This is a genomic window from Ensifer sp. ENS11 (assembly GCF_014851895.1).
Taxonomy (GTDB): Bacteria; Pseudomonadota; Alphaproteobacteria; order Rhizobiales; family Rhizobiaceae; genus Ensifer; species Ensifer canadensis.
The window spans coordinates 118,250-132,687 of sequence record NZ_JACVAN010000003.1; the positions used below are offsets into that span (position 1 = coordinate 118,250).

General features: G+C 63.1%; 12 protein-coding genes and 1 pseudogene. 5 read left to right on the forward strand and 8 right to left on the reverse strand.

Going from position 1 to position 14,438, the window contains the following annotated elements; genetic code table 11:
* Window positions 1-11 precede the first annotated feature (11 nt).
* The 3 genes from IB264_RS07650 (at window position 12) to IB264_RS07660 (ending at window position 3,693) form a co-directional block, all read left to right on the forward strand.
* Window positions 12-971 (forward strand): substrate-binding domain-containing protein, encoded by a 960-nt coding sequence (locus IB264_RS07650; protein ID WP_057224431.1) that lies wholly within the window; start codon window positions 12-14, stop codon window positions 969-971.
* A 144-nt stretch (window positions 972-1,115) separates the two neighbouring features.
* Window positions 1,116-2,168: a sugar phosphate isomerase/epimerase gene (locus tag IB264_RS07655; protein WP_192433247.1), complete on the forward strand. Its 1,053-nt coding sequence runs from the start codon at window positions 1,116-1,118 to the stop codon at window positions 2,166-2,168.
* A 343-nt stretch (window positions 2,169-2,511) separates the two neighbouring features.
* Window positions 2,512-3,693, forward strand: coding sequence for a Gfo/Idh/MocA family protein (locus IB264_RS07660; protein ID WP_192433249.1), 1,182 nt, complete (start codon window positions 2,512-2,514; stop codon window positions 3,691-3,693).
* Between the two features lie 252 nt (window positions 3,694-3,945).
* On the opposite strand, the gene IB264_RS07665 is transcribed toward IB264_RS07660, so the two are convergent.
* On the reverse strand, window positions 3,946-5,193 hold the full coding sequence (locus tag IB264_RS07665) for an alpha/beta hydrolase (protein WP_057212955.1): 1,248 nt from the start codon (window positions 5,191-5,193) through the stop codon (window positions 3,946-3,948).
* Here IB264_RS07665 and IB264_RS34560 point away from each other — a divergent pair.
* Window positions 5,183-5,905, forward strand: coding sequence for a hypothetical protein (locus tag IB264_RS34560; protein WP_244497505.1), 723 nt, complete (start codon window positions 5,183-5,185; stop codon window positions 5,903-5,905). The two genes, IB264_RS07665 and IB264_RS34560, sit on opposite strands and share 11 nt — an antisense overlap.
* 87 nt (window positions 5,906-5,992) lie before the next feature.
* Window positions 5,993-6,115 carry a hypothetical protein gene (locus IB264_RS35110; protein WP_025429467.1) on the forward strand — a complete coding sequence of 41 codons (123 nt, stop codon included), beginning with the start codon at window positions 5,993-5,995 and terminating at the stop codon, window positions 6,113-6,115.
* 22 nt (window positions 6,116-6,137) lie between these two features.
* On the opposite strand, the gene IB264_RS07675 is transcribed toward IB264_RS35110, so the two are convergent.
* The 7 genes and pseudogenes from IB264_RS07675 to IB264_RS07705 all read right to left on the reverse strand — a co-directional run bounded on the left by IB264_RS07675 (window position 6,138) and on the right by IB264_RS07705 (window position 14,432).
* Window positions 6,138-6,863 carry an LrgB family protein gene (locus tag IB264_RS07675; RefSeq protein ID WP_057210071.1) on the reverse strand — a complete coding sequence of 242 codons (726 nt, stop codon included), beginning with the start codon at window positions 6,861-6,863 and terminating at the stop codon, window positions 6,138-6,140.
* Window positions 6,853-7,239, reverse strand: coding sequence for a CidA/LrgA family protein (locus IB264_RS07680; protein ID WP_057210070.1), 387 nt, complete (start codon window positions 7,237-7,239; stop codon window positions 6,853-6,855). The genes IB264_RS07675 and IB264_RS07680 overlap by 11 nt, the downstream gene beginning before the upstream one ends.
* Before the next feature lie 204 nt (window positions 7,240-7,443).
* Window positions 7,444-8,930, reverse strand: a pseudogene (locus tag IB264_RS07685) (nucleobase:cation symporter-2 family protein).
* A gap of 177 nt (window positions 8,931-9,107) precedes the next feature.
* Window positions 9,108-10,106, reverse strand: coding sequence for a phosphate acetyltransferase (pta, locus tag IB264_RS07690; protein WP_057225530.1), 999 nt, complete (start codon window positions 10,104-10,106; stop codon window positions 9,108-9,110).
* Window positions 10,106-11,143 (reverse strand): YeiH family protein, encoded by a 1,038-nt coding sequence (locus tag IB264_RS07695; protein WP_025429463.1) that lies wholly within the window; start codon window positions 11,141-11,143, stop codon window positions 10,106-10,108. Before IB264_RS07695 ends, pta begins: the two co-directional genes overlap by 1 nt.
* Window positions 11,144-11,216: 73 nt before the next feature.
* Window positions 11,217-12,992, reverse strand: coding sequence for a sulfoacetaldehyde acetyltransferase (gene xsc / locus IB264_RS07700; RefSeq protein ID WP_057210065.1), 1,776 nt, complete (start codon window positions 12,990-12,992; stop codon window positions 11,217-11,219).
* A gap of 42 nt (window positions 12,993-13,034) precedes the next feature.
* Window positions 13,035-14,432 (reverse strand): FAD-binding oxidoreductase, encoded by a 1,398-nt coding sequence (locus tag IB264_RS07705; RefSeq protein ID WP_057225532.1) that lies wholly within the window; start codon window positions 14,430-14,432, stop codon window positions 13,035-13,037.
* Window positions 14,433-14,438 lie beyond the last annotated feature (6 nt).

Below are 14,438 nucleotides of genomic sequence, written 5' to 3' on the forward strand. Positions count from 1 at the left end.
GGAGGGAGACTATGCGTAAACAAATTATCGGCCTGGCCGTCGCCGCCGTGGCGGCATTTGCAGGCGCTGCACCGGGCGCCTTTGCACAGGACAAGAAAGTGACGATCGGCGTCTCGATCCCGGCGGCCGACCATGGCTGGACGGCCGGCGTCGTCTTCCACGCCGAACGCGTTGCCAAGCTGTTGATGCAGGAGCATCCGGGCCTGAACGTCATCGTCAAGACATCGCCCGATGCAGCCACCCAGGCAAACGCCGTGCAGGACCTGGCGGTCCAGGGGCTTGATGCGCTGGTCATCCTGCCGTCGGATCCCGATCCGCTCGTCAACGCCATCCAGCAGGTCAAGGATTCCGGCGCCTTCGTCGCGCTCGTCGACCGCGCGCCGTCGGTCAACGACAGCTCGATCCGCGATCTCTATGTCGCCGGCAACAACCCGGCGCTCGGCCAGGTCGCCGGCGAATACATCAAGAAGACGACGCCGGATGCCGAAGTCGTCGTCATCCGCGGTCTGCCGATCCCGATCGACCAGCAGCGCCAGGACGGTTTCGACAAGGGCATCGCCGGTTCCAACGTCAAGGTTCTCGACCGCCAGTATGGCAACTGGAACCGCGACGACGCCTTCCGCGTCATGCAGGATTACCTGACGAAGTATCCGAAGATCGACGTGGTCTGGTGTCAGGATGACGACATGGCCGTGGGCGTTCTCGAAGCCATCGGCCAGGCCAAGCGCACCGATATCCAGTACATCGTTGCCGGTGCCGGCTCGAAGGACATGATCAAGAAGGTCATGGACGGCGACAAGATGGTTCCGGTCGACGTGCTCTATCCGCCGGCGATGGTCGCAACCGCAATGCAGCTGACCGCTGCCAAGTTCTACGACCAGGTCCCGGTCAGCGGCGAATACATCCTCGACGCCACGCTGGTGACCAAGGACAATGCCGAGCAGTTCTACTTCCCGGATTCTCCGTTCTGATAAGCCAGGCGCGCCCATCGGTCGGGCGCGCCTTTTCCTTTCGCACTCATTTTTCAGGTCACAATCGCGCTTGGCCAACCCTGTGTCCGGCGCCTCTTCAGCGTGACATCGATCCGGTCACGGCAGCTTAGACGAGGAAAAATCATGAAAACGATTAAGGGCCCCGGTCTGTTTCTTGCGCAGTTTGCCGGGGATGCGGCGCCGTTCAACTCGTTTGCGGCGATCACCAAGTGGGCTGCCGATTGCGGCTACAAGGGCGTGCAGGTGCCGACCTGGGATACCAGGCTGATCGATTTGCAGCAGGCGGCGACGTCAAAGGCCTATTGCGACGAGCTTGCCGGCATTGCCCGCGACAACGGCGTCGAGATCACCGAGCTGTCGACCCATCTGCAGGGCCAGTTGGTCGCCACCCATCCGGCCTATGACGAGGTGTTCGACGGTTTTGCCGTGCCGGAAGTGCGCGGCAACCCGAAGGCACGGCAGCAATGGGCGGTCGAGCAGGTGAAGCTGGCGCTGACGGCGTCGAAGAACCTCGGGCTTAATGCGATGGCGAGCTTCTCCGGCGCGCTTGCCTGGCCGTTCGTCTATCCCTGGCCGCAGCGGCCGGCCGGTCTGGTCGAGACCGCCTTCGACGAACTGGCGCGGCGCTGGAAACCGATCCTCGACCATGCCGAGGATTGCGGCGTCGACATCTGCTACGAGATCCATCCGGGCGAGGACCTGCACGACGGCATCACCTTCGAGATGTTTTTAGAGCGCACCGGCAACCATGCCCGCGCCAACATGCTCTACGACCCCTCGCACTATGTGCTGCAGTGCCTCGACTATCTCGACAACATCGACATCTACAAGGATCGCATCCGGATGTTCCACGTCAAGGATGCCGAGTTCAACCCGACCGGCAGGCAGGGCGTCTATGGCGGCTACCAGGGCTGGGTCAACCGGGCCGGGCGCTTCCGTTCGCTCGGCGACGGCCAGGTCGATTTCGGCGCGGTGTTTTCCAAGATGGCGGCCAATGATTTTTCCGGCTGGGCGGTGGTGGAATGGGAGTGCTGTCTGAAGCATCCCGAAGACGGCGCGCGCGAAGGCGCCGAGTTCGTCAGGCACCACATCATCCGGGTTACCGAAAAGGCCTTCGATGACTTTGCCGACGGCGGCACCGACGAGGCCGCCAACCGGCGCCTGCTGGGGATCTGAGGCACGGTATAGAGCCAACGGTGGCGCCTGCCCGGCGATGGCCGCAGTGTGCGCCCGGCCGTAGCCCCTCACCCTAACCCTCTCCCGCAAGCGGGGAGAGGGGACGTGCCACACGGTGCTGCCGAGCGAGAGGAAACGCCGTCGCGATCGCCCTTCTGCCAGCTGCTGGAGGAGGGGATGTGAGCTGACGCTGGCGCTGCTGTCTTGGCTGGTGGTGCGAGCGGGTGCCGCATATTCCTTCTCCCCGCCCGGCGGGGAGAAGGTGCCGGCAGGCCGATGAGGGGCAGCCGCACGACGATGACAACGAGACGATAGAGCAGGTTCAGAACAGGGAGACAAAACGATGGCAATCGAGGGAACGAGCGAGAAGCGCGAGCGGCGGATCAGGCTCGGCATGGTCGGCGGCGGTTCGGGCGCCTTCATCGGCGCGGTGCACCGCATCGCCGCCCGGCTCGACGATCACTACGAACTGGTGGCCGGCGCCCTGTCGTCGACGCCGGACAAGGCCGAAAGCTCCGGCCGCGAGCTCGGGCTTGATCCGTCGCGGGTCTATTCCGACTTCAAGCAAATGGCGATCCGCGAGGCCAAGCTGAAGGACGGCATCGAGGCGGTGGCGATCGTCACCCCCAACCATGTGCACTATGCCGCCGCCAAGGAATTCCTGAAGCGCGGTATCCATGTGATCTGCGACAAGCCGCTGACCTCGACGCTTTCGGATGCGAAGAAGCTGAAGAAGGCGGCCGACGACAGCGAGGCGCTGTTCGTGCTCACCCACAACTACACCGGCTATCCGATGGTGCGCCAGGCGCGCGCGATGGTCGAAAATGGCGACATCGGCGCTATCCGGCTGGTGCAGATGGAATATCCGCAGGACTGGCTGACGGAGAATATCGAGCAGTCGGGCCAGAAACAGGCGGCCTGGCGCACCGATCCGGCCCGCTCCGGCGCCGGCGGCTCGACCGGCGACATCGGCACCCATGCCTATAATCTCGGCGCCTTCGTCTCCGGGCTGGAACTCGAGGAACTTGCCGCCGACCTCGACAGCTTCGTCGAAGGCCGTCAGCTCGACGACAATGCCCATGTGATGATGCGCTTCAAGGCCAAGGACGGTCAGCGCGCCAAGGGGCTCTTGTGGTGCAGCCAGGTGGCGCCCGGCCACGAGAACGGCCTGATGGTGCGGGTCTACGGCACCAAGGGTGGGCTCGAATGGACGCAGAAGGACCCGAACTATCTCTGGTACACGCCGTTCGGCGAACCGAAGCGGCTGCTCACCCGGGCTGGTGCCGGCTCCGGCCCGGCCGCCGCTCGCGTCAGCCGCATTCCGTCTGGCCACCCCGAAGGCTATCTCGAAGGGTTTGCCAATATCTACACCGAAGCGGCCCGGGCGATCTTCGCCAAACGCAAGGGCGAGACCATCGATGCCGCCGTCACCTATCCGACAATCGACGACGGTATGAAGGGCATGGCCTTCGTCGATGCCTGCGTCCAGTCGTCAAAACGAAATGGCGCCTGGGTAAAGGTGTAGCCGGAAAGCATGCCGGGGGGCTAGAGCGTTTCCGGTTTAGGCGGAGTCACAGAAACGCTCTATCTCCTTGTTTTTACGCATTTCCTGACGGAAAACCGCTTCGCACTTTTCCTGGAAATGCTCTAAGTACTTCCGGATGGCGGAAGGCAAACGGCCGCGCTCGACGTTGCGCGCATGCCCTTTCCGGGTTGATGCCGAAGCACCCCGCAGCAGGTTTGCCTCAAGCTGCGGGGGCCGGTTCCAAGCCTACTTTTATCGGTTGCATCCCGGCGTGGTCGGTCGCGTCGGGTCGCATCCGCTCGCCGTCGCAGCACGGTTGGTTCTCGCAGCCGAACTGCCGAGGTGCTCGGCGTAATTGTCGCGGGTGTTCTGATCGACGACGGCGACTGGTGCGGCCAAAACCAGACCGGCCGCGTTGCCGACGGCCGCGGCCGTTCCGGTCGTTGCCACCAGGATCTGGTCGCCGAGACCGACCCGGCTGTCTGTCAGCGTCTGGCCGTCGGAGATGCGCGAACCGATGAGGCGAACGATTTCGGGCGATTCCGCGAACTTGCCGTGATTGAGGCTGTCGCCGGCCTTGATCTTCGTCAGGTCGATCACCGTGATCTTGTTGTCCGCGAGCTCCTTCTTGAACGGCGCCTGCTCCGGATCGATCGCCCCGAGCCGGGAAACGTCGCCCCAGACCCGGCGCGAGACTGCCAGAGCTCGATCGTCGCGGGATACGAACAGCGTGAAGTTCGGGTGCTTCTCGCCCATGTCGGCGATCTGCTGGCGGAAGACATCGACGTCGACATCGGGTGCCGCCAGCATGACGTTCTTGAACTTTGCGGGCAGTTCGCCATTGCGGATTGCCATCTGGCGCAACGCCTCAAGCGCCAGCCAGTTGCCCATCGAGTGCGCGAGGATCGAGACCTCCTTCACTTCCGGGTCGCGGTAGAGGTACTGGAACAGGTTTTCGAGCGCATTGCGCGTGTAGTTGGTGCTTTCGCGATCGTAGCCGTAGGCAAGCAGGCTGCCGCGAGACGGCCACGTGATCAGAATGGGGGCGCTGTGGACGCCGGAATCATGGACGATCTGGGCAAAACGATAGACAGAGTCTTCGAAGCGGTTGTTGAAGCCGTGAACGAAGACGAAAACGCTCTTGTCAGGACTTTTGCGCACACTCGCGCTCAGCCATGATTTGGCGCCGGCCATGTCCAGATCGTCCGCCTTCAGCGTCGCAAAATCGGTTGCCGGATTGGGCGGCAGCTTTTTCGGCCAGGCGACCTCGCCAGCCTTGCGCACGGTGTCTGACGGAATGGAAACGGTCATGTCGACGAAGGTGGGCGCCAGGGCGCGCTCGCCGCTATACATTTCTCCGGGATTTTCCGACCGGCTGCGCGTCGTCGTGATCAGCATGTTGACCCGGCTTGAATCCGGGGCTGTATCTGCGACCGGCGTCAGCACGCCCTTCGGATGCCCGCCGCATGCGGCCAGCACAAACACAAGCATGGCAACCATTGCGCCGCTGCGAATTCGCTCGAGAGGCGAATTGAACCTCACGCCGCCAGTATTCCTGCTCATCCATCCCCCTGTCAAAGCGCAGTGCAAGCAGTCCCCAGCCGGCTTCCTGTCTTATGCCGGGGATGCTAGTGCACGGAGCAGTTACAATGCAATAGCGCGCGCTGACTTTCGGGCGAACCTTGTCCGGTATCGACGACGGGCTTTCGATCTTTTGGCAGGGCCTGACCAGGGCATCGGGGCCGTTCGTCGCGCTCGTCAGGTGGATCTATGGTCGCATTCCGGCGATCCTGCTGATCACCTCAGTAAAGCCCCAATCACCGGCTACCCATCGATCGTCATTCTCAGGCTCATCTGGCTTCTCACTGCGGCGGTGACCGCAGGTCCGCCGACGCGCCCGTTTATCGATCCCTCAATAGCAATTCGGTCCCTGCTCGCGGGCAGGACGGCGCGAATACGGAGCGAGGTTCTTATGCGCGGAATTCCCGACGAGATGCTTGCCGCCTTGAGCAAGGAGGAAATCGGCATGCTTTGGCGTGTTTTTGAGACTGTCTGTATCGAGTACGACATTCCGAGAGATGGCGAGCAGATCCAGCATCTCGCCCGATTTCTCATGCGCGAGTTTCGCCGTCCGCTGGACGAAGAAGCGCTGCTTGTCGCAGCAAAGACTTTCTACCGTCACCACGACGGTGGATTCGCAAAGTCGGCCTGAGGCCGCAAGCCTATAGGCGTCGTCTCGACGTTCCATCACCGGGTACCCGGGACGCAGTCGCTCAGAAGACAACCACGGGAGAAAACCATGAAGCCATCTGTTGGAAGCTTTGGATATCAGTTCAGGCTGCTCGATTTCACGATCCGATCATCCCTGGCGATCGTGCTCGGTGTCGTCGGCTGTGTCACCTTCTACGGTGCCTTCTGGTAACGGGCTGTCCCGAGGGCGGCGCTCAGAGCAGCACCCCGAGGACAACAGCGGCGATGGCTGAGGTCAATATGCCGTTGAGCGCCATGGCAAGGCCCGAGAACGTCCCGGCAATTTCGTTGACCTGGAAAGCCCGTGCCGTGCCGATGCCGTGCGACGTCAGGCCGGCCGCAAACCCGCGCGCGGCATAATTCCGGATCCGCAGAAGGTTCATCAGCGGCGTGACGATAATTGCCCCGAACACGCCGGTGAAGATGACGAGAAGCGCTGTCAGGGCCGGGTCGCCGCCGAGTTGCTGCGAGATGCCGACGGCGATGCCGGCCGTTGCCGACTTCGGCGCCAGAGATATCGCCACACTGTCAGGTGCGCCGAGCAGGATGGCGACACCCGTGGCGCAAACGATCGCCGTCAGGCTGCCCGCGACAAGCGCGACGACGACGGGCACGAGGTTCTGCCGGATCAGTGTCCGGTTCCGGTAAAGGGGAACAGCAAGCGCCACCGTCGCAGGTCCCAGTGCAAAATGCACGAACTGCGCCCCGTCGAAATAGGTTGAATAGGATGTCCCGGTGGCAGTCAGTATCGAGATCACCAGGACGACGGCGATCAGCACAGGATTGACGATAGGGTTGAAACCGCTGAGCGCCGCAAGCCGCTGAGCGGCGATATAGGCGCCGATCGTCACGGTCAGCCACGTGAGCGGGCTGGTCGAGAGATAGACCCAAAGCTCGAACACGCGACCGCTAGTGTCCATCGCCAGCCCCTCCTGCGCCCGACATCCTGCTCGCGAACAGGAAAGCTCCCACCGTCACCATCAAAGTCATAAGGGTCGACACCACGACGGCGATGACGATCGTGCCGGCATATTCGTAGATCAGCCGGTAGTTCTGCATCACCCCAACGCCAAGGGGCACGAACAGCACGCCGAGGTTCTTGAGCAGAGCGTCGGCCACGCCGCTGACCCGGGTGTGGGCGGTGCCATCTTCCGACCCGGCTCTCCTGTCGGCAAACCAGAGATAGGCAAGCAGGAGCACGATACCGAGTGCGGGAGCCGGCATGCTCAGGTCGAGGGTCCTGACAACGATCTCGCCGATCAGTTGACAGAGCAGTATGACAAACAGTCCTTCCATCGCCATCTCCCGCATGATCAGTGGTGATCTCCCCACGGCGTATTCCGCAACACAGCCGCATCCATGGATGCTTCGTAGCCGAAATCCTTCGGCCACGCCTACAGCATATTTTGCGCGATGGCCCAAAGCGCGTTGCTGCTCTAAGCTCTTGTTCTTTCGCATGTCGGGGTCGCAAAACCGCGGCACACTTTTGCGCGACATGCGTTAGTGGTGCGGAACCGCCATGGGGACCTCGTTGCCATCGCGGTCATAGAGCTTCCCGTCGCGATAGTGGTCACCGTCACGCAGAGCGGAAATATCCTGATACCGGATGATGCGTTCCGTGCCGGCCACGAATACGGACTGCTGATCGGAATTGCCGGCCTTGAAATGATTGAACAGCAGGTTCAGCGAGATCGCCATGATCGCGGAAGAACTGATGCCCGAGTGGAAGATGGTTTCGAACCAGGCCGGAAAGTGATCGTAGAAATGTGGTGCCGCGATCGGGATCATGCCGAAGCCGATCGAGGTGGCGACGATGACCAGGTTCATGTTGTTGTGATAATCGACCTTGGAGAGCGAGCGGATGCCGCTCGCCGCCACCGTGCCGAACAGCACGATACCGGCGCCACCGAGCACGGCCGGCGGAACAGCTGCGATCACCCGCCCCATGACAGGAAGAATGCCGAGCGTCACCAGAATGAGGCCGCCGGTTGCAACGGCATAGCGGCTCTTGATGCCGGTCACGGCCACAAGACCGACGTTCTGGGCAAAGGCGCTCTGCGTGAACGAGCCAAAGATCGGGGCGAACAGGCTCGAGATCATGTCGGCGCGCAGGCCATCGCCCAGTCGCTTGGAATCGACCTTGGTGCCGATGATTTCGCCGACGGCCAGGATGTCTGCCGACGTCTCGACCAGGATGACCAGGAGAACGATGAACATCGAGACGATCGCCGCGGCCGTGAAGACCGGCGCCCCGAAATGGAAGGGCGAGGGGAAGGCTAGGATCGGACCTTCGGCGACCTTGGAAAAATCGGTCATCCCGAAGCAAGCGCGATCAGCGTGCCGATGACCATCGCAAGCAGGATCGACAGGCGCGATATACTGGAGCTGCCGACCTTGCTGAGCAGCAGGACGGTGAGCAAAGTGACCGCCGCCAGGCCGATGTTGCTGACGCTGCCGAAGTCGGGCGCGTTGGGATTGCCACCCATGGCCCAGCGGGCCGCGACCGGCATCAGGGTCAAGCCGATCGTGGTAATAACGATGCCGGTGACCAGCGGCGGGAAGAACCGCGTGATGCGCGAGAAGATCGGTGTGATCGCCAGGCCGACGAGTGACGCCACCATCACGGCGCCCATCACCGCTGGCAATCCGCCACCTTCGCGGCTGGTGACGATCGCCACCATGGTAGCGACGCCGGCGAACGAAACGCCTTGAACCAGCGGGAGCTGACAGCCGAAGAACGGAATGCCGATCGTCTGCAGGATAGTCGCCAGGCCGCCGGCAAACAGCGACGCGGTGATCAGCAGGCCAATGTCGGCTGGCGACAAGCCGGCCGCCTGGCCGATGATCAGTGGGACGGCGACGATGCCGCCATACATGGTGAGCACGTGCTGGAGACCATAGACGAGGTTTGCGCCTGCGCCCAGGCGCTTGTCTTCCGGCCGCTCAATCGTTTGTTCGATGTGATCGTTTCGATGCGAAACATCCATGCGTCTCCTCCCAGATGCGTGTGCTGTATAATCTTCGCGTCTCCTCAAACGCGCAGCCCGAATTATAGGCCGAGATCTTGGGCACCATTGCATGCGGGTGATTTGAAGTTGTTTTCGGTTTGGCAGCGGTAATCCGTGCGTCCGGAAACGGACATCGCGATAGGTCAAGCGCCGCCGCTATCGCGACGCTGCCTGGACCACCGTGACGGCGATCATGTGGAAGACGTCATCGGCCGTGCAGCCACGCGAAAGGTCGTTGGCGGGCTTGGCCAGCCCCTGAAGCACCGGGCCGATGGCGGTCGCGCCGCCGATGCGCTGGGCGATCTTGTAGCCGATATTGGCGGCATCGAGATTGGGGAAGACGAAGACATTTGCCTGACCGTGCAGCGCCGAATTGGGTGCCTTGGACGACGATACGGCCTCGACGAAGGCGCTGTCGAACTGCAGTTCGCCGTCGATCAGCAGGTCGGGATTGGCGGCGCGGGCAATGTGCGTCGCCTCGACCACCTTGGAGACGCGGTCGTGCGCGGCGCTGCCATTGGTGGAGAAGGAGAGCATCGCGACCTTGGGACGTTCGCCAAGCAGCGCCTGATAGGACCGAGCCGACATGCGGGCGATATCGGCGAGACCGGCAGCATCCGGGTCGACCACGAGGCCGCAGTCGGAAAAGACGAAGGCGCCCTTCTTGGCGTGGTGCGGCTGGCACAACATCATCAGGAAGAAACTGGAGACGAGGCCGGCGTCAGGCGCACGGCCGATGATTTGCAGAGAGGTGCGCACCGTATCGGCCGTTGTTGCCACCGCTCCTCCGATGGTGCCGTCCGCCTCGTCTTCGCGAACCATCATGGCTGCGAAGACCAGGTCCTCTCGCACTGCCTTCTCGGCCATCTCTCGGTCGACGCCCTTGCTCCGGCGCAGGTCGTGATATCGCAACGCGAACTGCTGTGTCAGTGGCGACGTCGCCGGGTCTTCGATCCGGAAGGCAGGCGCATCGCCGCCGTGATCGCGCAGGCGCTCGGCGATGATCTCGTGCCGACCAATGAGCGTGATTTCGGCGAGACCTTCTGCGCGGGCGCGCATGGCCGCAGCGACCACCCGCGTGTCTTCGCCCTCGGCAAGCACGATGTGGCGCGGTGCCTGCTTGGCGGTTTCGATGATGCGGTCGAGTGGTTTCATTAGAGATGCCCCAGATAATGCATGCCGCCGAGAATGAAGAGGCCGAGGAAGATTGTTTCTGCGACGATGAGCGCGACTGCGTCGCCGCCGACATCGAGCACGCGCCGGAGCGACGTCTTCATGCCGACGGCGACGATGCCCGCCAAAAGCGCCCAGCGCGATGCCTCCATGCCGAGTTCGGCGACGGCGGCCGGCACCATCCCGCCGGAGTTCATGGCGGCAAGGATCAGGAAGGCGACCACAAAGCCGGGCAGCAAGGGCGGGCGCTTGCCGGCCTCCACGCCTTCCTGGGGGACGTTTCGAAGGGCGATGGAGAAGATGAGGACAACGGGTGCCAGCATCGTCACGCGGATAAGCTTGACGAGTGTTGCGGTCTCGCCGGCCTCCGGCGAGACCGAGAAGCCGGCGCCGACCACCTGGGCGACATCATGGATCGTGCCGCCGAAGAAGATGCCGGTGCCGCGCGCATCGAGCCCCAGCGACTGGGCGAGGATGGGATAGCCGATCATCGCCAGGGTGCTGAGGACGGTCACCGACAGCACGGTGAAGATCAGATTGCGCTCGGAAAACTCGTTCTTCGGCAGAACGGCTGCAATCGCCATCGCGGCGGAAGCACCGCAGATCGCGACCGCACCGCTGGTGAGAAGGGCGAGCCTCCAGCCTCTTCCAAGGATCTTGGCGGCCGCCAGCCCGAAGAGGATCGTTGCTGCAATCGCTGCCACCAGCAGGAGAATGGTGCCGCTCCCGAGCCCGATCAGAAGGTCGACGCTGATGCGCATGCCGAGCAGCGCAACGCCGATCCTGAGGATCTTTTTTGCTGAAAGCTCGATGCCGGCGACGCATCTGCCTTCCTCGGAGAGGAAGTGGAACGCGATGCCGAGCAGAAGCGCCATCAGCATGGCGGGCGCGCCATAATGATCCGACAGGAACTGCGCGGCCATGGCGACGGCGGCCGTCACCAGCAGACCAGGACCATAGGTCGACAGCGCCGAGGGCAGCCATTGGAACCGCCGCGTCGTTTCGGATACCGCATTCATGTTAAATTTCCCGTCTGAAAGCGCCAAATCTAAGGCCCATGCCCGGCGACATCAGCCGGGCATGGGTTGGATGTCAGATGTGCTGCTGCGGCCGCATGTCCGATCGCTGGATGCCCGCCACCTGCACCGGCTTCTTCATCGCGTCGCGGCGGAAGGGCTCGCCAAGTTCCTGGTTGAGGATGACCTCGACAAAGGTGGTCACGCCCTGTGACTGGTCGTCGAGCGCCTGCTGCAGGGCGGCCGTCAGGCCCGCCTGCGTATCGACCGTCACACCCTTGAGACCGCAGCCGTCGGCCACTTTCGCGTAGCTGAGGTTGGGATTGAGTTCGGTTCCGACAAAGTTGTTGTCGTACCAGAGCGTCGTGTTGCGCTTCTCGGCTCCCCACTGGAAGTTACGGAAGATCACCATGGTGATCGGCGGCCAGCCGGCGCGACCGATGGAGGTCATCTCGTTCATCGAGATGCCGAATGCGCCATCGCCGGCAAAGCCGATCACCGGCACATCAGGGCAACCGATCTTGGCGCCGACGATCGACGGGAAGCCGTAGCCACAGGGTCCGAACATGCCGGGCGCCAGGTATTTCCGGCCTTGTTCGAAGCTCGGATAGGCGTTGCCGATGGCGCAGTTGTTGCCGATGTCAGTGGAGATGATGGCGTCCTTGGGCAAGGCCGCCTGGATCGCACGCCATGCCTGGCGTGGCGACATGCGGTCGGATTCCCGCCGACGGGCCGAGGCATTCCATTCGGTGCCCGGATCGTCATCCTCGTGGTCCATCGACGACAGCTGCTGCAGCCAGGCCGAGCGGGTGGTGTGGATCAGTGCCTTGCGTTCCTCGCGGCCGATATCGCCGGCCGACGGCGACAGTTGATCGAGGATTTGGCTTGCCACCTGCTTGGCATCGCCGCAGATGCCGACCGTCACCTTCTTCGTCAGGCCGATGCGATCGGAGTTGATGTCGACCTGGATGATCGCGGCATTCTTCGGCCAATACTCGATGCCGTAGCCCGGAAGCGTCGAGAACGGATTGAGGCGGGTGCCGAGCGCAAGTACGACGTCGGCCTTGGCGATCAGTTCCATGGCAGCCTTGGAGCCGTTGTAGCCGAGCGGGCCTGCCGCGAGGCGATGGCCGCCGGGAAAGGCGTCGTTATGCTGGTATCCGCAGCAGACCGGGGCGTCGAGACGCTCAGCCAGCGCGATGGATTCGCCGATCGCGCCGCCAATGACCACGCCGGCGCCGTTGAGGATCACCGGGAATTTCGCTTCGGACAGCAATCTTGCTGCCTCTGAAATTGCCTGCTTGCCGCCGGAGGGGCGCTCCAGCCGAACGATGCTCGGCAGCTCGACGTCGATCACCTGTGTCCAGTAATCGCGCGGGATGTTGATCTGCGCCGGGGCGCAGCCGCGCCAGGCTTTCTCGATTACCCGGTTGAGGACTTCGGGAACGCGGCTCGCGTCGCGCACCTCTTCCTGGTAGCAGACCATTTCCTCAAACAGCGCCATCTGGTCGACTTCCTGGAAGCCGCCCTGGCCGATCGTCTTGTTTGCCGCCTGCGGCGTGACGAGAAGCATCGGCGTATGGTTCCAGTAGGCCGTCTTGACTGCTGTCACGAAGCCGGTGACGCCCGGTCCGTTCTGGGCGATTGCCATCGACATGTTGCCGGTGACCCGGGTGTATCCGTCGGCGATCAATGCCGCGTTGGTTTCATGGGCGCAGTCCCAGAAGGTGATGCCAGCTTTCGGGAAGAGGTCGGACACCGGCATCATCGCCGAGCCGATGATCCCGAAGGCGTGTTCGATGCCGTGCATCTGGAGGACTTTTACGAAAGCCTCTTCGGTCGTCATTTTCATTGTCTGTTTCCTTTCATGTTGGGTTGGGGGCCGACCGAGCGGCTAGAGGATTTCGTCCTTGAGGTAGTACCAGCGGTACATCCCCCACTGGCCGATGCGCCGGAACGGCGTCAGCAGCCCATGGCTGGGGAGAGGGGAGGTGAAGATCGGCAGGTCGAGGGCACCGCCCTTGCCGGCGACCATCTGCGCCATGCGCCGTCCGGCCTGGGCCGAGTACATGACGCCGTTGCCGCCGTAGCCCATGGCGTAGAACAGCGCCTGTTGCGGATCCGGGCGGAAGATGCGCGGCATCATGTCGTGACTGACATCGACCCAGCCCCACCAGGAGTAGTCGACCTTGATGCCTGTCAGCACCGGGAACTTGCGGTAGAGGCCCTCGAGCAGACGGTCGAGATGTTTTGGGTTGACCGCGTCTTTGCCGGTGATCGCGCTGCGGCTGCCGATCTGCACGCGCCCGTCGGGCAACAGCCGGTAGTAGTGGCGAAGCGTGCGCGTGTCGGTAAGCGGAATATGCGTCTGGAAATTCAACGCCGACCGCTCTTCGTCGGTGAGTACGCGCGTGACGATCGAGTTGGAGAGGATCGGCATCAGCCGGTGCTTCGTCAGCGAATGCAGGCCGGGCGAGGTATAGCCGGCCGTCGCGAAACACACCGCCCTCGCCCGCACGATCCCGCCGGGGGTGCGAAGGTGGAAGACTCCGCCTTTCCGGTCGCAGCTGAGAACCGGGCTCGAAGTATGAACGCGGGCACCGAGCTTGCGCGCCAGGGTGAGATAGCCGAAGGCGAGCTTGGCCGCATGGATGCCCATGCCGTCGGGCTCGTAAAGCGCGCCCACCGCCTCGTTGTCGCGGACGAAGTCGCGATGGATTTCGTCGCGGCCGAGGATGCGGGTGCGGTAGCCGAAGACGTCGTTGAGGACGCGGGATTCGGCTTCCAGCGACGGCATCACCTTGTTGCGGTGGGCGATATAGAGATGCCCGCCATCCTGCGGGTCGCAGGCGATTTCCGGCGAGCGGATGAGGTCGCGGAAAAGATCGAAGGCTTCGCTGATCTCGACGTGAAGCTTCCTGGCGACATCCACGCCCCAGCGCTCGATCCATTGCGAGCGCTTGAGCCGGCCCGCCGAAATCTGCGCCTGACCGCCGTTGCGGGTGCTGCAGCCCCAGGCGACGCCGTTTGCCTCGAGCACCGTCGCCTTGATGCCATGCTCCTTGGCAAGATGGATGGCGCAGGAGAGGCCGGTGTATCCCGAGCCGACGATTGCGACGTCGACGTCGATATCGCCAAGCACGGGACCATCATCGGCGGGCGGCGGTCCGGCGGTTGCGACCCAGTAGGTCGGCGCATAATCCTTGCCGTCGCCGGGATTGGCGGCGCGATTGGGATCGTATGCCGGATCGAAGGGCTTGCTCGGCCGCAATGTTTTGACAAGCTGTTCCATGTCGGT